The 23,242-nt window shown below is 43.7% G+C and carries 20 protein-coding genes and 2 pseudogenes; 3 read left to right on the forward strand and 19 right to left on the reverse strand.

Features of this window, described 5'->3' with window-relative positions; translation table 11 throughout:
- Positions 1-55: 55 nt before the first annotated feature.
- The 19 genes from rpmA to R3O62_RS09515 all read right to left on the reverse strand — a co-directional run bounded on the left by rpmA (position 56) and on the right by R3O62_RS09515 (position 19,966).
- Complete coding sequence (gene rpmA / locus R3O62_RS09425; RefSeq protein ID WP_005775747.1) at positions 56-325, reverse strand: 50S ribosomal protein L27; 270 nt, start codon at positions 323-325, stop codon at positions 56-58.
- A gap of 23 nt (positions 326-348) precedes the next feature.
- A complete protein-coding gene (rplU, locus tag R3O62_RS09430; protein WP_005775748.1) occupies positions 349-666 on the reverse strand; it encodes a 50S ribosomal protein L21 in 318 nt (105 codons plus the stop codon).
- A gap of 802 nt (positions 667-1,468) precedes the next feature.
- Positions 1,469-2,137 carry an HAD family hydrolase gene (locus R3O62_RS09435; RefSeq protein WP_032538142.1) on the reverse strand — a complete coding sequence of 223 codons (669 nt, stop codon included), beginning with the start codon at positions 2,135-2,137 and terminating at the stop codon, positions 1,469-1,471.
- A 47-nt stretch (positions 2,138-2,184) separates the two neighbouring features.
- Positions 2,185-2,700, reverse strand: a complete 516-nt coding sequence (locus R3O62_RS09440) for a C40 family peptidase (protein WP_005810046.1) — start codon at positions 2,698-2,700, stop codon at positions 2,185-2,187.
- 6 nt (positions 2,701-2,706) lie between these two features.
- A complete protein-coding gene (locus R3O62_RS09445) occupies positions 2,707-3,411 on the reverse strand; it encodes an ABC transporter ATP-binding protein (RefSeq protein WP_005818635.1) in 705 nt (234 codons plus the stop codon).
- A gap of 30 nt (positions 3,412-3,441) precedes the next feature.
- Positions 3,442-4,923 (reverse strand): DUF5687 family protein, encoded by a 1,482-nt coding sequence (locus R3O62_RS09450; RefSeq protein WP_005818637.1) that lies wholly within the window; start codon positions 4,921-4,923, stop codon positions 3,442-3,444.
- 161 nt (positions 4,924-5,084) lie between these two features.
- Entirely contained in the window at positions 5,085-7,904 is a 2,820-nt protein-coding gene (locus tag R3O62_RS09455; protein WP_005810040.1) for a M16 family metallopeptidase, read from the reverse strand.
- A gap of 155 nt (positions 7,905-8,059) precedes the next feature.
- Entirely contained in the window at positions 8,060-8,863 is an 804-nt protein-coding gene (gene kdsA, locus R3O62_RS09460) for a 3-deoxy-8-phosphooctulonate synthase (RefSeq protein WP_005775756.1), read from the reverse strand.
- Positions 8,864-8,878: 15 nt separating this feature from the next.
- On the reverse strand, positions 8,879-9,805 hold the full coding sequence (locus R3O62_RS09465; protein ID WP_005810037.1) for a diacylglycerol/lipid kinase family protein: 927 nt from the start codon (positions 9,803-9,805) through the stop codon (positions 8,879-8,881).
- Between the two features lie 224 nt (positions 9,806-10,029).
- Positions 10,030-10,950, reverse strand: a complete 921-nt coding sequence (gene miaA / locus R3O62_RS09470; RefSeq protein ID WP_005775759.1) for a tRNA (adenosine(37)-N6)-dimethylallyltransferase MiaA — start codon at positions 10,948-10,950, stop codon at positions 10,030-10,032.
- A 219-nt stretch (positions 10,951-11,169) separates the two neighbouring features.
- Positions 11,170-12,375 (reverse strand): hypothetical protein, encoded by a 1,206-nt coding sequence (locus tag R3O62_RS09475; RefSeq protein ID WP_005810035.1) that lies wholly within the window; start codon positions 12,373-12,375, stop codon positions 11,170-11,172.
- Positions 12,372-13,016 (reverse strand): ATP-binding cassette domain-containing protein, encoded by a 645-nt coding sequence (locus R3O62_RS09480; protein ID WP_032535681.1) that lies wholly within the window; start codon positions 13,014-13,016, stop codon positions 12,372-12,374. Before R3O62_RS09480 ends, R3O62_RS09475 begins: the two co-directional genes overlap by 4 nt.
- A gap of 10 nt (positions 13,017-13,026) precedes the next feature.
- Positions 13,027-14,580 (reverse strand): DUF4836 family protein, encoded by a 1,554-nt coding sequence (locus tag R3O62_RS09485; protein ID WP_005775762.1) that lies wholly within the window; start codon positions 14,578-14,580, stop codon positions 13,027-13,029.
- A 26-nt stretch (positions 14,581-14,606) separates the two neighbouring features.
- Positions 14,607-15,296, reverse strand: a complete 690-nt coding sequence (locus R3O62_RS09490; protein WP_005775763.1) for a 16S rRNA (uracil(1498)-N(3))-methyltransferase — start codon at positions 15,294-15,296, stop codon at positions 14,607-14,609.
- Between the two features lie 5 nt (positions 15,297-15,301).
- Entirely contained in the window at positions 15,302-15,871 is a 570-nt protein-coding gene (locus R3O62_RS09495; RefSeq protein ID WP_005775764.1) for a bifunctional nuclease family protein, read from the reverse strand.
- 2 nt (positions 15,872-15,873) lie between these two features.
- On the reverse strand, positions 15,874-17,133 hold the full coding sequence (locus R3O62_RS09500) for a nucleoside permease (RefSeq protein ID WP_005775766.1): 1,260 nt from the start codon (positions 17,131-17,133) through the stop codon (positions 15,874-15,876).
- Between the two features lie 339 nt (positions 17,134-17,472).
- Entirely contained in the window at positions 17,473-18,651 is a 1,179-nt protein-coding gene (locus R3O62_RS09505) for a class I SAM-dependent rRNA methyltransferase (protein ID WP_032531806.1), read from the reverse strand.
- Between the two features lie 25 nt (positions 18,652-18,676).
- Entirely contained in the window at positions 18,677-19,324 is a 648-nt protein-coding gene (locus tag R3O62_RS09510; RefSeq protein ID WP_005775769.1) for a 3'-5' exonuclease, read from the reverse strand.
- A gap of 6 nt (positions 19,325-19,330) precedes the next feature.
- Positions 19,331-19,966, reverse strand: coding sequence for a DUF5063 domain-containing protein (locus R3O62_RS09515; RefSeq protein ID WP_005818653.1), 636 nt, complete (start codon positions 19,964-19,966; stop codon positions 19,331-19,333).
- 112 nt (positions 19,967-20,078) lie between these two features.
- On the opposite strand from R3O62_RS09515, the pseudogene R3O62_RS09520 reads away from it, so the two are divergent.
- From R3O62_RS09520 to R3O62_RS09530, 3 genes and pseudogenes are all read left to right on the forward strand, one after another.
- Positions 20,079-20,811 (forward strand): annotated as a pseudogene (locus R3O62_RS09520) (DNA translocase FtsK 4TM domain-containing protein); the annotation flags it as partial.
- A gap of 119 nt (positions 20,812-20,930) precedes the next feature.
- Positions 20,931-22,568, forward strand: a pseudogene (locus tag R3O62_RS09525) (DNA translocase FtsK); the annotation flags it as partial.
- Positions 22,569-22,592: 24 nt separating this feature from the next.
- A complete protein-coding gene (locus tag R3O62_RS09530) occupies positions 22,593-23,234 on the forward strand; it encodes a LolA-like putative outer membrane lipoprotein chaperone (RefSeq protein ID WP_005810020.1) in 642 nt (213 codons plus the stop codon).
- The last annotated feature ends 8 nt before the right edge of the window (positions 23,235-23,242 follow it).

Consider the following 23,242-nt stretch of genomic DNA (forward strand, 5'->3'; position numbering starts at 1 on the left):
AACCGATTGCATCTCTTTCTTCAATTTCTTACAATTTCCTTTAAACTCCGGAAATTTATGCTTCTGTTGCTTCAGCAGGGATGATAGAAACATATCTTCTGTCTTCTCTACCTACTTTGAAACTTACAGTTCCGTCTACTAAAGCGAAAAGAGTGTGGTCCTTACCCATACCGATGTTTTCACCCGGGTGGAATTCAGTACCTCTTTGACGAACGATGATGTTACCTGCTTTGCAAGCTTCGCCACCAAATATCTTAACGCCTAATCTTTTGCTCTGTGATTCGCGGCCGTTCTTAGAACTACCGACACCTTTCTTATGTGCCATTTCTTCTTACTTTTAAAAATTGATTAAGCTACTACTTCTGTAATTGTTAACTCTGTGAACTGCTGACGGTGACCGTTCAACTTTCTGTGACCTTTTCTTCTTTTCTTGTGGAAAACAAGTACTTTGTCACCTTTAACCAGGCTTGAAACAATCTGGCAGACTACTTTTGCACCGTCTACAGTAGGAGCACCTACAGTAACGTTTCCGTCTTTGTCTACCAAAAGAACTTTGTCAAATTCTACAGTTGCACCATTCTCTGCATTCTGAATGTGGTGAACGAACAATTTCTGGCCAGCTTCAGCTTTAAATTGCTGACCGTTGATTTCTACAATTGCGTACATCTTATATAAATAAATGTAAGTTAGCTCCGTCGGGTGGTCTTTAATCACTTAAAAAACACTTGCTCAAACCCGGTGCGGAATAATCAGGGCACAAAATTACTGCTTTTATTTGTTTCGGACAAGTTTTTCTTTTTCTTTTTTGTTGTGCAGTATGTTATTTTACTCTTTTTCTTCTTTCAGGCAAGGGCAGTTAGAAGGTTGATTACTAAATGGAATATGACTTTATTCATTCTGTCACTTTGATAATCGGAACTCCTCAGAATCGTTTATTTCGGACGGGGACGCTTGCCCGAATGAAAAAACGCGTTCTACAGGATTTTTCTGATGACATATTTCTTTGGATTTTTGATTGATTGTATGCATGAGGAAAGAAAAGATGTCTTGATGGCGGTGAAAGTGTTGCGGATGGGATCGTATCCCGGTTATTCTGTCATTCCAGAAAGCTCTGCCTGCGGGTGCCAACCGGAAGATGGAGTTTTCCTTTCAAGCCGGATTTTGAATAACAATAGGAGATATTGGAGAAAACAATAGGAGATATTTTCAAAACACAAGGACATTTTTGGTAAATGCTTACTTCTTTCCGGGTAAATGCTTACTTCTTTCTGCTAAAATGCCTGCTTCTTTTCGCAAAAAGCCCGGCTTTTCAACCTCGGAAGCCCGGCTCTCCGGCCCCTTAAGCCTCCGTTGGGCTTTTTTCTTCTCTCCGAGCATTGGAAACGGACAAGGACTCTGTTATAAAAAACAGATGTTTGCTTTCTTTTTGCACCGTTATTCGGCGAATGGATAACATCCGGTTGATTGCTCAGAGCGAACAGTCGGCTTTGTCGTCCGGAACGGAAATTAGCTGACCAAGGGAACTGATGATTCTGTCGTAGGGATAAGCCTGAAACTCTTCGGCAGTGGTCATACCGCTGGTAACACCGGCAAAAGAAACTCCGGCAGCGGCGGCCGTTCCTGCATCCACTGTACTGTCACCGATGTATAATACTTCTTCGGGGCATGCCTTCAATCGGTCAATGGCAAGTAACAAACCTTCAGGATCGGGTTTATGATGTGTCACATCTTCACCTCCGATAATAATGTCAAACCAATCATCCGGCATGTGATTTTTCAGGAAACTCAGTATCCGGAACCGGTATTTGGTTGAAATGATTCCGATACGGGCCCCTTGTTTTTTCAGGTACGTAAGCGTGGGGAGAGTATCCGGGAAAAGGATGGTGTTTGCATTCATATATACATCTGCCTCTTTGGCATACTCTTGTCTGAATGCTTCCAGTTGACTGGCGTCAGTAATTCCTGTAAGGATGCTGAATGATTCTTCAAGCGTTTTCCCAATGGTACGTTTAATGGTATCATCGGTGACACCGGTGTAGCCGTGTCTCTCGAGCACGCTTCTGAAGCAGGTTACGATACCGCGTGAAGAGTCTGCTAACGTATAGTCAAAGTCGAATAAATAAACCGTGTATTTCATTTGCGGAATTTTCGGCAAAGATAGTGATTTTTTTATTTCAATAAAGCTTATTTGCGCACTCTGCCTCCCGATATCCAATGGGTACGGTAATAGGGCTCGTTGAGGCTGCTGACAATTACCCCTTGGCTGGTGCTGGCATGAACAAACTTTCCATCCTTGAGATAGATGCCCACGTGGGCCACTTTTCTGCGCGATTTCCGGCTGCTGAAAAATACCAGATCACCTTCCCGAAGATTCCGCCGGGCAACTTTGCTGCTCTCTTTCTTCTGGCCGTCTGTACTTCGTTGCAGTTTGATGTGATACACCTTTTTATAAATCTGGCAAGTCATTCCCGAGCAGTCAGTACCACGTTTCGTCTCCCCACCTCCCCGGTAAGGGGTACCTATCCACTGGGCCGCCTCCAGATAAAGTTTGTGATTATCTTCCATTCCGATGTCCACACCCAGGCGTACAGAAGCGCGGGCGAGTGCCTTATAATCAAGTCTGGGGACAGAAGTACGGCAAGCACTCAGGCTGACAACCAAAGCAGTAAGGAGCAACAGATTAAAAAGATGTCTCTTCATACGTTTTTATTCTTCTACATTAAAGTAATCTTCCAGTTCTTTTTCAGCCGAATTATTCTCGTTCACAATGTCACGGATGATAATTCCGTGTTCAAGTACTGCGATGCGGGGACAAACATCTACCGTGTGGTTCAGATTATGGCTCGAAATGATGACTGTGGCATTATGTTCTTCATTATACTTTTTCAGCAGGTGCTTGATTACGGATTGCGAACTCGGATCGAGAAAGTTGAATGGTTCATCCAAAATTATCAATTTGGGATAATGCAACATGGCCGATATGATTCCTATTTTTTGCTTATTTCCCGCGGAAAAATTACGGATAAACTTCTTTTGCCCCAGTACTTCTCCGTTCATAAAACGTTCGAAAGCGGTCAAACGTTCATCCACCTCCTCTTTTTTCAGTCCATACATTTTGCCGATGAAATAGAAATACTCCTCCGGAGTCAGGTAGCCGATCAGAAAACCATCATCGATAAATGCACCGGTGAAACTTTTCCAGTCTTCACTTTGATTCACATGGATGTCATTAATAATGACCTCTCCGGAGTCAGCTTTCAGCAAATCCAGCATTAAACGGAATAAAGTTGTTTTTCCGGCTCCATTGTTACCTACCAGGCCAATCATTTCTCCTTGATTGATTGTGTAGCTATCGATATCGATAGCTGTTTGGGTACCGAAATTTTTTCGGAGGTTATGTATGGTAATCATATTCTTTTTTGTTTGATAAATATTGAATCGTTATTTACTATCTCTGAATCCTTCCATATTTTCGTAGCGGCGTTGCATGAAACGGACATATACATTGTTTATCCACATAGGGGAGGTCAGGGTGAAGCCTAATCCGATGATTAATATAACAATGTAGGCCCATGTTTGTCCCAGCAGCATGGGGAGCGTACCATAGAGTGTGGTTGGTACGATGAAAACTCCAAGACTGATTAGCATCTGCATTCCGCTATTCGTGCTTTGTTTGCCTGTGATGCTTTCATTGAGTGGTACGGTTTTATGGTTGTATACCGCCAGTTGGAACAAGATGCAATAGACGGGACCTGTTGTCAGAAAGATTAGTGCGACAGCACCCAGCAGGCTGGCTTTTCCCATCACAAAAGCCGGTATCAGCAGGATCAGCGGAATGATTTCCGCCAAGCTATAGATATAATATTTGGCTGTCAACAGGCTTTTGATAGATTCTTTGCGAGTCATCAGTCCGTCGATATAGTTTCCTTCAAATCCCATAAGTTGTATCAGAATCACCATACCGAATCCAAGGAAAGAGTATACCAGGACAAAACTCTTCATGTGGTCATACGTACTGCTGAAACTCAGTATGATGGAGAAGATGATTACGAGCATTGCTACCGATCGGAGTGAGGCCTTACAGCGTTTGTTTCGTAGGAGCATTTTCAACTCCAGGCGCATGTATTCGCCCACCTCTCCGTAACGTTCCAGGAAACGGTATTCGGATACGGTTTTTACTTTTGTGTCTTCTACTTTATTGATTTCGTTGTATATTAAACCGGTCATCACTTTACGGTTGATACACCATATCAGAACAGTGGCTGCCAATGTACCCAGGTAAGCAAGTAGATTTCCTTCGATATAACCTTCTCCCAAGTTCATGAAAAAGTCACTTATAAATTCCGTTTTGGGAATAAAAATAGCGATGGCAATTCCACTGTAGACAACGATGGGAAGTAACACCCACCAAATATGTTCGTTAATCAGCGTACGGCAAAGCAGATACCAATATCCGTTGAAAACCATCAGTAACCAAATGCCGATGCTGTAAGTGAGAACTCCTGATATTCCATAAAAAGGAAAGACTGTGAGTGCTGCGAACGGCACGAACAGGAACAGCCAGATAAGATTGAAAGAGCTGAGCCCGTGGCGGAGAAGCAGAAAGTCGAGTATACGGCTTCGTTTTACCGGAAGTAGCAGGTAAGGTTTTACTTCTTGTGTAGGAGTTTTTTGGAAGGGGAAACGTATTACAAAGTCCAGGGCAAGCGCAAATATCAGTCCACTGTTCAAAATATGATAGGCTTCCATATTGGGAACTTCTGTGCTGATGGCTTTTGCCAGACCGATGCCAATAAATATAAAGTAAGCACCCCAGAAAATAAAGGAGGCATACATGATGTATTTGCCGATTTTATTCTTTTCGTACATCGGATGCCGTTTGGCAGCAAGTTTGCCGTGTCGACGCAATTCGTTGAATAGCATAGTTTGTTATAGTTTAAGGGAGGGGGGGAGAGCAAAACCACCACAGATTACACCGGTTTTCATTGTCTGAGTTTCATTCTCGGATTTTGAATGACTGTGATTCTAATCTGTGAAATCTGTGGTGGAAAAGATTTTTTGATGCTCTTTGCTTTTAGGATTGATTATTTATTTTCCGCACTGACCATTGTCACTTCCACCTCGTTCTTTTGTTTGAACAGGTCGTCTGCGAATTTCCGAATATCATTTACCGTAATGCTGTTGACTATCTTTTCGTAGTCATTCACACGGTTAACGCCGGTATACAGGTATTCGTCGATACTTCCCAACCAGTAGCTATTCTCTTTCAGGTCCTCGGTATGCTTTTTCAGCATGTACTCTTTCACCTTATTCAAGTTGGTTTCTGACGGACCGGTTTTCGCTATGTCGGTTATCTCGTCAAAGATGATTTTCATCAATTTCTCTTTCTTGTCGGGGGCTGTATCGAAGATAATCTGCAAAAATATTTTTTCTTTGGGATATTTTTGTAACCTTCCACCTACGTATACTCCATAGGTACCTCCCTCGTCTTCACGTACTTTTTCTGTGTAAACCAGATCAAGTATCTGGCTTGTCATGCCGAGCAGAAGGTTGTTTCTCAGATCATATTTGCAGTCTCCGCTATAAAACACGAATACCGAAGCTTTGGGCGTTTCCTGTTTCTTGGTGAATTCGTTCTTGTAAACACCCTGACGCACTTCTATTTTGTTATCTTTAAAAGTCTCCTGACGATTGATGGCAGGGAGTGCACCCAGGTATTCCGCAATGACCGGTTTCATCTTTTCTACGTCTACGTTACCGACAAAGATGAATGTGAAGTCGCTTGCATCTTTAAAACGATCCTGATACATAGACAGAATCTTATTGTAATCCATCTGATCCACCATATCGGCTTTTATGCGTCTGGCTCTCGGATGATTCATATAAACACCGGCCTGAATGGAGTCGTTGAATGCCACATTCGGGTTCAGTTCCTGATTTTTTAACGTGGCTTTACTACGACTTTTATAAGATGCAAATGCATCGTTGTCTCTGCGCGGGGCGGTGAATGTGAGGTAAGTGAGTTGCATCATCGTTTCAAAATCTTTGGGAGAGCAACTTCCTGAAACGTTTTCGGTCGTGAGTGAGATATTGTAATTGACCGATGCTTTCTTTCCGGCAAGCACTTTCTCAAGATCTACCGCACTGAAGTTACCTAAGCCACCGGCGCCGACAGCATCCAGACCACTTATATTAATGATTTCCGAATCGGGGAATAAAGAACTGCCTCCCAGACTGACACCTTTCATACGGATTTCGTCTGCTTTGAAATCGGTCTTTTTTATAATTACCTTTACCCCGTTAGATAGAGTCAGAGTAGTTGTTCCAAAGATATCATCTTTCGTTTCGGAAACAATTTTCCCCCCTTTCGGAGCTTCGGCCATCAAAGGTTCGTCTGATACCTTGTCTACATAAGCAGTCAGTTTCTCCGCTTTTGCATCTTTCAGCAGTTTGTTTATGGTCGCTTCGGAAGGCAGTTTCAGACCTTCTTTTTCAGGAGCGAAAAGAGCTACTACCTGATTATTGTCCGTAATAAGACCTTTCATCAATTGGTTAATTGCTGCCACCGGAATATTTGGAGCTATCTGATTGATAAAAGTATATTCGTTTTCAATACCCGGTATTGGTTCGTTATCAAGGAAGTGACGGACATATTCGTCCACATATTTATTATTTTTCTGTTTATCCCGTTCGTTGTAAGCCGACTCCAATTGGCGTAAGTATTCTGCACGGGCACGGTTGTATTCCGTTTCGGTAAAGCCGAACTGGCGGGCACGTTCTATTTCGCGCAGCAGGGTGGCGATACCATTATCTATGCTGTCTTCTTTGCAGACCACAACTCCGAGAAAGGCATCCTTGGTTTTGGATACGAAAAAGTTGCCGTCTTGCGTTCCGGCATAGATATAAGGCGGGTTAGCCGTTTGTGCCAATTCATTTAAACGTGCGTTCAGCATACTGCTGATCAGATCCTTGGCATACTGCTGTATCAGGTAGTCCACATTGCCTTTCTGATTGTCAGGAATTGCTTCGTGCTTATTGAAAAGAAGAACCTGTACATGAGGTTGTTCCTTATCTTTCAGGATACAGATGATCGGTTCTTTATTATCGGCAACCGGATAATAGATGCGTTCGGCGGCATTCGGCTGTGCCGGAATATCGGCGAACATTGTTTTGATCTTGGCTTCTACGGCATCTACGTCGATATCACCGACAATGACGATTCCCTGTAGGTCCGGACGGTACCACTTTTCATAGTAGTCTCTCAGTGTTTGTGGCTTGAAGTTCATCACTACGTCCATGGTTCCAATGGGGAAACTGTTGGCATATTTATCGCCCGGATACATCATCGGTAGAAGTTTCTCTTGCATACGCATCATGGCACTCATACGGGTACGCCATTCCTCATTGATGACACCTCGTTCTTTATCAATTTCCTTCGGATCGAGGGTCAGGTCATTGCTCCAGTCGTGGAGGATCAGTAAACAAGAATCTACTGCTCCGGGAGTGTTGACCGGTACATTGGAGATGTTGTAAACCGTTTCGTCGATGGAAGTATATGCATTCAGATTCTCACCGAACTTTACTCCGATACGTTCCAGATACTGTTTCAGCGCATCACCCGGGAAGTGAGTGGTCCCATTGAAACACATATGTTCCAGAAAGTGTGCCAATCCACGTTGGTTTTCTTCTTCTTGGATAGAGCCCACTTTCTGGGCAATGTAGAAGTCGGCACGGTTGGCGGGCAGATTGTTCTTACGGATATAGTAAGTCAGACCATTGTCTAACTTTCCGATACGTACATTCTTGTCAATAGGGATGGGCGGCATTTGCTGTGCAAAGGCCTGCTGGAAGTTGCAGCACAGGATGACTGCAACGAAAAGTAAACCACGGAATAAATGTTTCATTGCTATACTGTTTTTGAATTCTATCTACCGCAGCATACACTGATCACACTCTCGTTTTTGATGTTTTTATATACAAGATTCTGTGCTTTCAGTGCGTTCTGTGGTGAATAATCTTGTTTCTGTTTTTTCTATCAGTCGCATTGCCGGGAAGTAAATCACATAATCGCTTCTCTAATTTTCACCAGTTTAGTCAATAATCCTTCCAATAGGTCAAGCTTCAGCATATTGGCACCGTCACTTTTGGCTACTGTGGGATTTTCGTGCGTTTCAATGAAAAGTCCGTCGACACCGACAGCGATACCGGCTTTGGCCACCGTCTCAATCAATTGCGGCATTCCTCCCGTTACTCCATTTGTCTGATTAGGTTGTTGCAATGAGTGGGTTACATCCAGAATGACCGGATAACCAAAAGATTGCATTTCCGGTATACCCCTGTAATCAATCACCAAGTCCTGATAACCAAATGTTGTTCCACGTTCAGTCAGCATCACGTTCTTGTTTCCGGCTTCTATCACTTTGTCGGCTGCAAATTGCATGGCGAGTGGGGAGAGAAACTGTCCTTTTTTGATATTAATCGTTTTTCCGGTTTTAGCTGCCGCCACCAGCAAGTCCGTCTGTCGGCACAAGAAGGCCGGGATTTGCAGAATATCTACATAACTGGCCGCCATGGCCGCTTCGTCGGCAGCGTGAATATCTGTTACGGTAGGTATTCCGAAGGTTTTGTGCACTTTTTCGAGAACCTTTAATGCCTTTTCATCACCAATTCCCATGAATGAATCCATGCGTGAGCGGTTAGCTTTGCGATATGAACCTTTGAATACATAAGGAATTCCCAGTTTATCGGTGATGTTTACTATTCTTTCGGCAATTCGCATGGCCATCTCTTCACCTTCGATAACGCATGGTCCGGCCAATAGGAAGAAGTTTCCCGTCTTATTGTTTTTCAGTTGTTCTATCATAACATTTATATTTTATCAATTGGGTATAATCAATGTAGTTGCTTCCGGAATAATTCCTATTTCGATGGGAAAATGACGTGGCAGGAGACGTCCGTCAAGGTCGACTGCGGCATTTTGTGCACGCAATACCTTTACTTTCCGGGTGCGATAAGACTTCACGACTTTATGATTCAGGATACGTCCCTGGATAAGCATCCAAAGTCCGGATATTATTTGCAGGAACTCAGGACGGTAGATGACTGATACATCTAACCAGCCATTATAAGGAACAGCGCTTGGAGTTTGTCCGTATCCGGTAGCGCTTCCTACACAGACTGTCATGATCCGGCCGCGTATATGTTCGTCGTTAATCTTGAGATGTGAGCGATATAGCTTACGTTCGAATATCAACAGGAAAAGAGCTGCCAGGTAGGAGAGGAACTTTACGCCCCAGAAACGTTTGGTTTGATCGGTGATTTTTACGATACGTGCCCCTAACCCTATGTTAACGGCATTCAGGAAATAACGTCGCCGATGCTTCTCGCCATCGTAAAAATTGCAGTAACCTACATCTATTTTCTTTCGGCGGTTGTTAATGATCCAGTCCACTGCCTGCTTATATTCCAGGTTCAGTTCCCAATATCTGGCAAAGTCGTTTCCAATTCCGTTAGGGATGATACCAATGGCTATTTCGTCTTTTTTTTCTGCATTCGAGCTCATAATGCCGTTGATGGCGTCATTCAGTGCACCGTCTCCCCCCACAACTACGATGGTTCGGTAACCATTGTTGGCCAAAATTCCGGCAAGTCGTTCTACTGAACCGAAACCTTCGGACTGCACATAGTCGTATGACACTCCTTTAGAGTCCATGTACTCTTTAATTTCTTTCCATCGTTTCTGCACTTTTCGTGTGCCTGCTTTGGGATTGTAGATTACACCCCATTTCCCAGGTTCTACGCTCATGGATTTTACATTTATTATTTCGTACTTCTAATTCAATCTCTCTGTCAGCGAACCGGTTTCTTGCTTAAGCGGTAGATCATTCGTTTATTAACAACGGACTTACCGTACTTTAACCGTCTGACATTGGTTATTTATTAGCTTTTCCCTCGTCCTTTAGCTCGTCCCGCATATGCGGGACGAGTTGATGAACAAAGCAAAGGCTGTTAAGAACTTCGCCAAAGTTACTAAAACTCTTTGAGTTTCTGCTTTACAAAGTTAATCTTTTCCTCCATCGGAAGTGAAGCATTTACCCAATGAATGGTAAAGCCCCTTCGCTCCATTCCCCTAAACCAGGTCATTTGCCGTTTGGCAAACTGATGAATGGCAGTTTCCAAGCCCGTGAACATTTCCTTATACGTCATTTTCCCAATAACATGCAGAGTCAGGTATTTGTATTCCAACCCATAATAAATCAGATCATCCGGATGGATTCCTTGTGCCAATAAGCGGCGTACCTCTTCTATCATGCCGTCATCCAGCCTTTGCTTCAGCCGGCGGGTGATTTTTTCCCGTCGTAACTCCCGGTCGATGTCCACTCCGATAATCAGGCTGTTCAGTTGTGGAAACTCTCTTTCTTCTATCGGCGTCTTTGCGTAATATTCTTCAATTTCGATGGCGCGGATTGCCCGTTTAACGGTATCTACATCTGTCGAGTTATGAAGTGTCTTATACTGGCTTAATATGCCGGTCAGTTCTTCCAATGATTTTTCCGCCAGACGTGTGCGCAATTCTTGATTTTCGGGGACGGGAATCAGGCGATATCCTTTCAGTACCGATTCCAGATACAGTCCCGTACCTCCACATAGAACGGGAAGGCGCCCTTTTTGTTTAATAGTCTCGTAAGCTGTCAGGAAATCACGTTGATACTCAAAAACATTGTATTTATAACCCGGGTCGGCAATATCGATCAAGTGATAGGGAATTTGCTGCCCGTTGATGGTGTAATCTTCCAGATCTTTGCCTGTTCCGAGGTCCATTCCCCGGTAAATCTGGCGTGAATCGGCACTGATGATTTCAGTATCTAAGTCTGCAGCTAATGCGGCAGCAAAAGGGGTTTTACCTGAAGCGGTGGGGCCAAGTATGGCAATCAGATCATAGTCCGGCATGGTCATAACTTTATTAATGATTGGACAAAGATATGAAAAAGGAAGTGAAAAGCAGATGTTAAACTCTTAAATGGTGTTATAAAACATGCTTTTTTTCTTGTATTATTTGCAGATAACCAAAGAGTGCGTATCTTTGCAATGTGTTTTTCATAGTATTAGATTTAAGGTTAACAAAGGTTGGAGCAAGGCGTTGCTCCTTTTTTTATGTCCTAATCTCTCTTATGCGTTGTGCATCCATATAGATAACATCTTCTTTTTCAAAACAATGATATTGATGAATGATACCAGTAAGAACAGCAATATGCCGATAGTGAATGTGGGCCAAAGTGATCCGGAGGGTATCTGTGGGAAAAGTGAGTTTAGTGTTTCGAGATAAGATGCACGTGTCCACGAAACAATTCCTATGGATAATAACATCACTACAATATTAAGTCCTACTGTCAGGGTCTGATAGGGGAGTGCCACTTTCGAAGGGCTGTATCCTATCAGAAGCAGGCTTTCCAGCTTGGTGGTGTTTTTTTGCAGTAACAAGAAAATGCTGAGCATCAATATATAGAAAGAGAGCAAGCTGATGAATAGTCCCACAGCCAGAACGATACCCACAATCAGTCTCAGGAAATAAGTCGTTTTACCGGCATCCAGTTTCCCGTCTTCCGTTTCATAACCTTTCTGCTGAAAATATTTTGCGATAGAGGCGTCAGCCGGGTTGTTTACTTCAACAATCAGTCGTGAAGGATCTGCCTGACGATCCGGTGCGAGGTTCTTGTTAGCCCAATCCATGAACGATTGTGGAACCAGAATGGTGTTCAACCGGTTGGAAAAGCCGACGATATTCCCCTTGTATTGCTCTACCCGTCCATTCCCCTTCATCAGGATGTCCATCTGGATCAGACTCATCAGGCCTTCCGAGAGTTTAGGCAGGTTTCGGCTTTGGGCAAAACCAAAGTTATACAGGTTCAGATAATTGCGTGGAATGATGATGGGGAGGGTATGGGTATTTTCATCGAAGTACCATTTGTCGAGGTTGACGTCTACGAATTCGTCAGGAACGGCTTCGAAAAACATTTCCGTAGAAAGGTGTACTCCTGCTTCCTGCATTCCCAGACCGGCGGATACTTTAAATTGCGAAGGGGTGAAAGCGCCTACTGTTCGGGTGAATGACTGTTGTTTCAGTTCCTCGATTTCTTCGGGGGAGAAGGTGTTATTCTTACCTGCGAAAGTCCCTAATGTACTGATTTTCTTGGTAGCAATAATATAATCTTTCTTCATGAAACTATCCCCTTCGGTAAAGATGGGAAGTACATCTTTGTAGAATTGTGCGCTGAGCAACACAATGACCATCCCGAAAAGGTTGGCAAAAAAGAAACCGGTCAACTGACCGATGCTGATATGCTGACGGAGCAGCTTCCAGACTAAGTTGTTCATAATTTTAATATTCTGTCATACTTTAACTCGATATGCTTTCCGATGGACGTCACGATGATACCCGCCCCTTGTTTCTTGGCTTCTCCCGTCACTAACTCTTCCATGATATGTGCGTTGTCATCGTCAAGATGGCTGATGGGTTCATCCAGGAAAATAAAGTCGAAGGGTTGACAAAGTGACCGGATGAACGCCACTCTTTGTTGTTGTCCGAAAGATAGTTTTCCTGCTTTTACATTCAACTTGTCCGAAAGTCCCAGTGCTTCGAACAATGCCAATACCTCTTTCCGGGTTTTATATCCGGTTAGGTTATTCTTTAACCGGATATTTTCGATGGCAGTCAGCTCTGTGAAAATGCGCAAATCCTGAAATAGCATACTCAGTGAATGCTTCCTGAGTTCAACCCATTGCTTCACCGAGTATGCTTTTATATTGGTTTCATCGAAATTGATAATTCCTTGATAGTCGTTTCGGTAGCCATAGATATAGCTGCATAGCGATGATTTTCCGGTACCGGATGCTGCTTCGATCAAGTAAGATTTTCCTTTATGGAAAAAGAGGTCTTGATGCCATACATCCGAAATGACCGAGTTACGGTCAGCAAACACTTGGGGAAGTGTTTGCTGTAAGTGAATGCTGTTCATACGCTGAAGGTTACATGCCGGCAAATTGCTTGGCAAAGTCTACTATCTGTTTTAAAGCGTTGACATCTTTGTTTTTCAGGAGAATGGCTGTTTCAGTCTTACCTTCGCTGTCACTGAATGCTTCAATATAAGAAATCTGTGAAGCAAGTTTATAGTAAGTCTGGTATTCTTCGCCACCGAAACCGGTTATCATTTTCACGACAGGAAGATCTAAAATGGCATCCATGTTGATGACAAAGAACACATTTTTGCCCTTCATATCCGATACATATCCGGCATCTTTGATTGATTTGTCTACCGGCTTACTGATATTCTTGTAGAGGAGCTCGTCATTGGTGGCATACATTTGTTTGTTACGGATGCCAAAGAACACATTATTGGTGTTGGACTTATAAACGTATTCATTTTCGCCCAGTTGGATGATGTCTTCATTTCTACCTAATTTCAATTCTTTCTTTTTATCGTACAATGCTTTCAAGGCATTTCCGTTCTTTGCGTCGGCATAAGCAGCGAAAGTGGGTGCACTGTTCATGGTTACGTTAATCAGACCGATAGAGATATCACCATCGAAAGATGCGAATAAACTTTTCACCTCCTCGGCTTTTGCAAGTGAAACGTTTCTGCGGAATTCTTCGTTGTTGAGCAATAGGTCATAGAATGCTGCCCCGTTGACTCCTATGTTTAGAAAGGCAAGAGTCGATTCCGGGAAATTCTGGAGGAAAGTTGTATTTAGCTTTTTCACAGCTTGAGCCTGCTTCTTTAGCAGTGCGTCTGTTTCGGCGTTATCCGAATAAGTTTCAATCTGCAGAGCTATCTTTCCTTTCTCAAAGTTGAGATTGCCTACGGCCATTACTTCGCTTAGATCGAGTTGTGAAGAAAGCCCCATACTGATTTGTTGCGAGTATATCTTAGGAACAGCATCCATTGAAGCAAAGAAGTTAATGTCCCCTTTTTGATTTTGCATCTTTTTGAAACCGCTGTTCTTCATGATACTGTTCTCTTCCGTCTGTTTTAATAAAGTAGAGATGGTTTGTTTGGCAACATCCATTTGTGAAGTTCCGTAGGCTTCTGTCAAGACTGCTGCGTTTTCATTAAAAACCAACAGGCTGTTTTTTTGCAGAGTAGTGAAACTATATCCGTCTTCTTCTGCTATCGGCTGGCAGATTCCCTCTTTGGCCATTAAGTCAAGAGAAGCACGCAAGTCGTCGATATTGCTAACCTTGGCAACCATAGCGGGGGTAATGAACGTTTTGGAAGTAAACACAAAGACGGGGGCCTTGATATCGATACCCGATTGGGAAGGATCCTTCATTATCTTTTCCAATTGCTGGAAGGCGGCCGCATTCATTCCGCTTTTCAGGGCTTCCATCATTTTTTGTTTCATTCCTTCGTTTTCTTTATCATTCAGGCCGGCTTTGTCGGCAAGCGTGTTCAGATTGACGGAGGCAACAGCCGAAGCGTCAGCAGGAATCACATGGATATATTCCGCTTTCTTTGAGCAGGCTGCCATGAAAACAATCAGTACTCCCAGTACCGAAAGTCGGGAAATCATTCGTTTTACCATAATTACTATATATTTAGTTCTGTAAATTACATATTCATTGTATGGCAAGCCACTAATGCCGCCGTTTCTGTTCGTAATCGTGATTTGCCTAAACTGATCGGGATGAATCCCTTTTCGATGGCTTTTTTCACTTCCTCTTCGCTGAAGTCGCCCTCCGGCCCGATCAATACTAATGTATCTTCTCCTTTTTTCAGTACATCCTTCAGGAGAGGTTTCTCTCCTTCATAACAGTGGGCTATGAATTTTTGTCCTGAGAAGTCTTTTTCAATGAACGAATTGAAGTCAGTCATTTCGTTCAACCGGGGCAAGCGTGCCTTTAATGATTGTTTGATGGCCGATACCAATATCTTTTCGATACGTTCCGTCTTGATCACTTTTCGTTCGGAAAAGCGACAGTTCAGAAACGTCAATTCATCGAAACCTATTTCTGTCGCTTTTTCAGCGAGCCATTCATTACGGTCCATATTCTTGGTCGGTGCCATGGCAATATGCAGATGGCCCTCCCATAAAGGCTCTTGATGAATAGTTTCTTTAATATTCACCAGGCAACGTTTATTGGTTGCTGCACTGATCTCTGCCCGATAGAAGTTTCCTTTACCGTCGGTCAGGGTGATTTCGTCTCCGGCTGTCAGACGGAGCACACGCACGCAATGCTGTGCCTCCTCTTCCGGAAGCTCAGCATTGGTTTGTATATCAGGGGTATAAAATACGTGCATATCTTTTATTTATGTCGGTTTATCTCATCACGCAGTCGGGCGGCAAGTTCATAATTCTCTTCTTGAATGGCCTTGCTTAAGGCTTCTTCAAGGGAAATGATGCTGACTGCCTCCGTACGTGAGTTATCATCTTCTTCCGGTGAATCAGGACGTTCAGCACCGTCTGTCATCCGAATGCATTCGCGTTCAAGGATAGATTCGTATATAAATATGGGACAATCTGCCCTCACGGCCAATGCTACCGCATCCGAAGTACGTGCGTCTATCCGGATAATCTCTTCGTCTCTTTTAAAGTAGATATACGAATAAAAGACACCTTCTTTTGCTTTATAAATCAGTACCCGGAGCAAAGATGCTCCCAGAACATTCAGACACGAGTAAAATAAATCGTGTGTCAGCGGGCGAGGGGCTTTTATTCCTTTCAGGCAAATGGCTGTGGCTTGCGCTTCGGCTGGTCCTATTATGATAGGTAACTGCCGTTCGCCATCTACTTCTCCCAGTACCATTGCATAGGCACCCACCTGCGCCTGACTGTTAGAAATGTTCAATACCTGTAGTTCTACTTTCTTATCCATTGTTAATTATTCACTTTCTTAAGTTCTCCCGGTTGATGTTTGTATCTGAAAACAACGGCAAATAAAATGCCGATGGCCAGTGCGTATGCTGCAAATATAAACCAGATGGTCGGCCAATCTCGGCTTACCAACATTCCGTTTTCGTATACGGAGAATGCGTCCACTACAGCACCGCTGGCATATCCTCCGATGACGGCTCCAAGTCCATTTGTCATAATGAAGAACAAGCCTTGTGCGCTGGCCCTTGTCTCAGGTTTTGTTTCCAATTCAACAAATAAAGAACCGGAAATGTTGAAGAAGTCAAATGCCATACCATATACTATCATGGATAAAATCAGCATCCAGATGCCCGCACCCGGATCACCGAATCCAAACAGCCCGAATCGGAATACCCAGGCGAACATACTGATCAGCATGACACGCTTGATTCCGAAGTGTCTCAAGAAGAAGGGGATGGCCAGGATAAACAGGGTCTCGGACATTTGTGAGATAGATAGTAGAATTACCGAGTGTTTGACACCAAAGGAATCTGCAAATTCGGGTATTTTGGCGAAACTACCCAGGAATGCATCACCATAGGTATTTGTAATTTGCAATGCCGCACCCAATAGCATGGAGAAAAAGAAGAAAATAGCCATCTTTTTTCTTTTGAACAGGCTGAGGGCATCAAGTCCGAAAGAAGACAATAAAGTTTTATTTTCATTCTTCGCCGGTGGACAGGGAGGCAGCGTGAAAGAATATATCCCCAAAAGTAAGGCTGAACTTGCTCCTACATAAAGTTGTGCACTGGAGTTCTTGAATCCTGTAAGGTCTACTGCCCACATGGCACAGATGAAACCGATGGTTCCCCATACGCGGATAGGCGGGAAATCCTTTACTAAATCACATTTATATTGTTCAAGTGCGTTATATGAAACTGTATTGGCAAGGGAAAGGGTAGGCATGTAAACCATCAGGTTGAGTAACATGGCCCAATACATTTGATTATAGTCGGTAGCGGTGGATGCGTAAAACAAACAGCCGGCTCCTAATAAATGACAAATACCATAAAGACGTTCGGCGTTGAACCATTTATCGGCAATAATACCGGTTATTCCCGGCATGATGATAGATGCGATTCCCATTGTAGCGAAGATAGCTCCGATTTGTCCACCTTCGAAATGGAGGCCTCTTTCCATATAGCCACCTAATGAAATTAACCACGACCCCCATACAAAGAATTGCAGGAAGTTCATAATAATCAAACGATTTTTTATATTCATAACTTTATTGATGTGTTTCCCGTCGTGCCAATATATGGCAGATCAGCTGCAAATATAATATTTTTAGTTGACAGAGTGGAAAAAGCACGGGATAAAAGGGAGGAAGAAAGGGAAAAATAGCAAAAGAAAATTGGAAATGCAAAGAAGGAAAGGGTATATAAAAAAAGAAGGCTATCTATCCCAGACAGCCAATCTTTATTAACCTTAAATCTAATACCATGAAAAACACATTGCAAAGATAAAGGGTTTTATGTTATAGAACATAATGATTTGGTGAAAATCTTCTATTTGTTAACTCATATTAACTTTGTAGCTTCTGCTTTTATGCTATTAAGGCGATTATTCGACATACAGTACCAATCCTTTGAGATATTCTCCTTCCGGATGATAGATATTTACCGGATGATCTGCTGGTTGAGTCAACTGATGCAGTATGCGTACACTTCTACCGGACATGGCTGCTGCTGTGAATACAGCAGTACGGAAATTATCTTTGGTCACTACCTGTGAACAAGAGAAGGTGAACAGGATACCGCCCGGTTTGATTTTCTCAAATGCTTTGGCATTAAGTTTGCGATAACCTTGGAGGGCGTTGCGCAATGCGTCTTTGTGCTTGGCGAATGCCGGCGGATCGAGAATGATCAAATCGTATTGGTCGCCCATGCGGTCGAGATATTTGAAAGCATCTTCTGCAAAAGCCGCATGACGGGTATCACCCGAGAAATTTAATTCTACATTTTTATTAGTCAAATCAATGGCCTTGGCAGAACTGTCTACCGAATGTACCTGTTTGGCACCTCCACGCATGGCGTAAAAGGAGAATCCGCCGGTGTAGCAGAACATGTTTAATACCGAACGGTCTTTGGCATAACGTTCCAACAAAGCACGGTTTTCGCGTTGGTCTACGAAGAATCCCGTTTTTTGTCCTTTCAGCCAGTCTACATGGAACTTTAATCCATATTCCTGAGCGATGTTGTCGTTACTTCCTCCTTTGAGGAAACCGTTTTCCGGAAAAAGGTCCGCTTTGAATGGCAAAGTCGTTTCCGATTTATAGTAGATGTTTTCAATCTGGTTGCCCATTACTTCGGACAATGCTTCGGCAATGGCCATGCGGTCTACGTGCATGCCGGCAGAGTGTGCCTGCATTACGGCGGTCCGGGCATAAACATCGATAACAAGTCCTGGCAGGTTATCGCCTTCTCCGTGTACCAGGCGGTAAGTGTTGTTAGTCGGGTTGGTAGCGATGCCGATGCTGCGTCGCATGTCATAAGCCACTTCCAACTTGCGTTTCCAGAAGTCATGGTCGATCTCTTCTTGTTTAAAGGAAAGAACACGTATGGCAATGCTTCCGATTTGGAAATGCCCTTTAGCTATGAATTCTTTTTTTGAGGTATACACTTCCACTACTTCTCCTTCTTCGGGTTCGCCGTCGAAGTGAGCAATGGCCCCGGAGAAAATCCAGGGATGGAACCGTTTCAGTGAGTCTTCTTTGCCGGGTTTAAGATATACTTTATGCATATTTATTATGTTGTTTTTATTTTTATCATTGATCCGAACCTGCTTTCACCGTCTCTACGGTTTCTTCTTCCGGGGCCAGTTCGTAATTACCCGTACGCTTTAGGTCTTGCAGTAGGTGGTATATGTTGAGGCAAGCCCATGCGTCTGTAGCTGCATATTGCTTTTGGGCATCCGTCAGTACATCTGCTTCCCAATTGGAAAGACGTTGTGATTTTGAGATTTTTTCCCTGAATAAGATACCGTATATCTTTTGCAGGCTTTTATCCTGAATGCCGAACGGACGGACATACTCTTGCAACTCGATGCATGCCTGCTGGTTGAAAGGAGCCCGTTTATGCAACATCATAAAGTCGTCTTTCAACGAGAGTCCTACTTTGATCACTTCCGGATTTTCAAGCAACTCTATGATGGGTTGGGTCAGCCCGGTCATGTTCAGGCGGAACAGGAAGCAACATTCGTCAGATGAAATCTGGAGCAATGCTACTTTATGGGAATGTCCTTTGGTGAATGAGGGACGGGTTTCGCTGTCGATGCCCAGAATTGCCTGGGATTGCAGATAAGCCACTGCTTTTTCCGCTTCACTTTCAGTTTGTATTACATGAATCCGTCCGGGGAATGCCGCTTTGGGCATCTCCTTCACCTCTTCTTTGCTTATGGTTCTTTTTAAAATCATATTCGTTTATTCATCGTCGTGGCAATGACAGCCATGATCGTGACAATGGCAGTCGTCATCTTCACAGTGACAGTCTTCATTGTTTTCGGGTTCGTATTCATCCTCCTCTTCGTCTTCTCCCCGGGCCTTCGGACTATATTTCACGTCATGCAGGGCACGCATGGTATTTACCAGTTTTTGTCCCCACAAGAGTCCGAAGTTTTCCTGGCAAATGGCAAGGGAGTCATTCATCGTCTCGTTCAATCCCAGTTGAAATACAAAGATAAAATCTTTAATATCCTGATAGATATCGGCCAGGTCTTCCGAAATATTCTTTTTGATGGGTTCATCGCTGTAAGCCATGTCGGGCAGGAATACTTCCAGATAGTCGTCCTTTTCCGCCAATACGGATGCCAGGTTGATGCGCAACACTTCGTATATTTCTTCCGTCACATATGTTTCCGGTGCTTCGTCGCCTATCATTTCGCATTTTGGAAGCATGGACGCTTTTAGATAAAGTAAAGGAAGAATTTTCAGGGTGGTGTCAACAAACATACTACGTTTCATGCCTTCGGCACGTTCCAAAAAAGCGCAGAACTCGGCAGCTACCGTAACGAATTCTATCACATTCTTATCAAATATTACTTGGCTTTCTTTTTTCATATCAGCTTGAATTGAAACGCAAAGGTAAGAAAAAGTTGTGGGTAGTCCAATGAAATTCTTTTTTTTACTACTTTTGCATCATTAATCATATAGCTTAAGATTCTTCATCCACATGGCAAAAAAGAAATCAGATAAGGAAGCAGAACAGAAGCCGGCTTCCACAAATAAGTACTTGGCTTTCTTCAGAAACGAAACAATCCACTTTGTGATCGGATTGGTATTGGTCATCTTTTCAGTCTATCTGTTGCTGGCTTTTACCTCCTTCTTTTTCACCGGAGCAGCCGACCAGAGTATCATTGATAGCGGGAATGCCCAGGATCTTGCTGCTGTAAATAATCATGTAAAAAACTATGCAGGTTCCCGGGGAGCTCAGCTGGCAAGTTATCTGATCAATGACTGTTTTGGTGTCTCCTCTTTCTTTATTTTGGTTTATCTGGCTGTAGCCGGATTGAAGCTGATGCGTGTGCGTGTGGTGCGTCTTTGGAAGTGGTTCATCGGATGTACGCTGTTGCTCATTTGGTTTTCCGTTTTCCTGGGCTTTATTTTTATGGATCATTATCAGGATTCATTCATTTATCTGGGTGGATTGCATGGATATAATATCAGTAACTGGCTTATTTCGCAGGTCGGTATTCCCGGTGTTTGGCTTATTCTTTTGGTGACAGGCATTTGTTTTCTTATATATATGAGTGCCCGCACAGTCATCTGGTTGCGTAAGCTTTTCACTCTTAGTTTCCTGAAACGTAAACAAAAAGAAGAACATTCAGAGGTGAAGCAGGATTCCGATCCCCGTGAATATGATAATCCGAAACCTCAGGAAGTGGAATTCGATGTTAATCGCACTTTCCGTCAGGAGGTACCGGTGAAGAAGGTGGAAACTCCTACCGTATCCGATCTGCTTGTCGAGTCTCCTTCTGAGTCTCCAATAGTTACGGAAAGCAGAAATACGGCAACCGATGGTGATGTCACCATGACTTTCGAACAGACAACTCCTGATCCTGTGCCCCCTTTTCGGGCAGAGTCGGCAGATAACGGGCCTGAGTTTGAAATAGAGGCTGCTGCCGATGACGAAAGTTATCAGGGAACGGAAACCGAACCCTATAATCCAAAATTGGATCTGGAAAACTATCATTTCCCTACTATCGATTTGATGAAGCACTATGAAAATAGTGAGCCTACCATCAATATGGAGGAACAGAACGCAAATAAAGACCGTATCATTAATACATTGCGTAGTTTTGGTATTGAAATCAGTACGATTAAAGCTACGGTAGGTCCTACGGTGACTCTTTACGAAATCACTCCGGAACAGGGAGTGCGCATCTCAAAGATTCGTGGGTTGGAAGATGATATCGCTTTAAGCCTTTCTGCCTTGGGTATCCGTATTATAGCTCCTATACCGGGAAAAGGTACAATCGGTATCGAGGTACCTAATTCAAATCCTAAGATTGTTTCGGGGCAGTCCATCATCGGCAGTAAGAAGTTTCAGGAATCGACTTACGATTTGCCCATTGCGCTTGGTAAGACCATTACGAACGAGGTATTCATGGTAGATCTTTGCAAAATGCCTCATGTGCTGGTGGCAGGTGCTACCGGACAGGGTAAATCTGTCGGTTTGAATGCCATCATCACTTCATTGCTCTACAAGAAGCATCCTGCCGAACTGAAGTTCGTTCTGGTGGATCCTAAAAAGGTAGAGTTCAGTATTTATTCTGTTATTGAGCATCATTTTCTCGCGAAGCTTCCCGATGGTGAGGATGCTATCATCACCGATGTGACCAAGGTGGTGCAGACCCTCAACTCAGTCTGTGTAGAGATGGACAGTCGTTACGATCTGTTGAAAATGGCACATGTACGCAATATCAAAGAGTACAATGAGAAATTCATCAACCGCCGCCTGAATCCGGAGAAAGGGCATAAATTTATGCCTTATATTGTGGTAGTCATCGATGAGTTCGGAGACTTGATCATGACTGCCGGCAAGGAGATCGAGTTGCCGATTGCCCGTATTGCGCAGTTGGCACGTGCCGTAGGTATCCACATGATTATTGCAACCCAGCGTCCGACTACAAATATCATTACCGGTACTATCAAAGCCAACTTCCCGGCGCGTATTGCGTTCCGTGTGTCGGCCATGATGGACTCACGTACCATCCTTGACCGTCCGGGAGCCAATCAACTGATTGGGCGTGGTGATATGCTTTTCTTGCAAGGGGCCGATCCGGTGCGTGTGCAGTGTGCTTTTATCGATACGCCGGAAGTGGAAGAAATTACCAAATATATTTCACGCCAACAAGGATATCCTACCGCTTTCTTCCTGCCCGAATATGTGAGTGAAGACAGCGGAAGCGATCTGGGAGATGTCGATATGGGGCGCCTCGATCCTTTGTTTGAAGATGCTGCCCGCCTGATCGTAATTCATCAGCAAGGGTCAACTTCGTTGATACAGCGTAAATTCTCCATTGGCTACAACCGTGCCGGACGCTTGATGGATCAGCTTGAAAAGGCCGGCATTGTGGGTCCTTCGCAAGGAAGCAAGGCGCGCGACGTACTTTGTGTTGACGAGAACGACCTTGAAATGCGTTTGAACAATATTCAATAATCAAACGTTAAATGAGTGTATACAATGAAGCAGATTATAATTAGCATTTGGATAGCTTTACTGACTTTGCCTGTGTTTGCGCAACAACAAATGCAGGCAAAGGTTGTGCTTGATAAAACGGCAGCCACATTTGAGAAAGCAGGGGGTATTCGTGCGGGATTCAACGTGACGGTGTTCAATAAAGGCCGGATGGCGGGACAATCTGCCGGAGTCATTGAACTCAGGGGAGAGAAGTTCGTGCTGAAAACGGACGATGGTACCACGTGGTTTGATGGCAAGACCCAATGGAGTTATCTGGCAGGTAGTGACGAGGTCAATATCAGCAATCCAACCGGAGTCGAACTGCAAAGTCTTAATCCGTACGCACTTTTGCAGATTTATCGCCATGGTTTCAGCTATAAGCTTGGAACACTGAAGAATTTTGGTGGCAAATCGATTTATGAAGTGGTGCTGACTGCTACCGACAAGAAACGGGATTTATCACGAATTGTGCTTTATGTCAGTAAAGACACTTACCAGCCACTCTTCATTCTGATGGAACAACGTGATAAGAGCCGTAGCGAAATCACGGTGACCAGCTATCAGGCAGGATTGAAATATGCCGACAGTATGTTTGTGTTTGATAAGAAGCTCTATCCTCATGCCGAGGTGATCGATCTCCGATAGGTCAAGAG

This window comes from Bacteroides hominis (assembly GCF_033042785.2).
In the GTDB taxonomy this organism is placed as follows: Bacteria; Bacteroidota; Bacteroidia; order Bacteroidales; family Bacteroidaceae; genus Bacteroides; species Bacteroides hominis.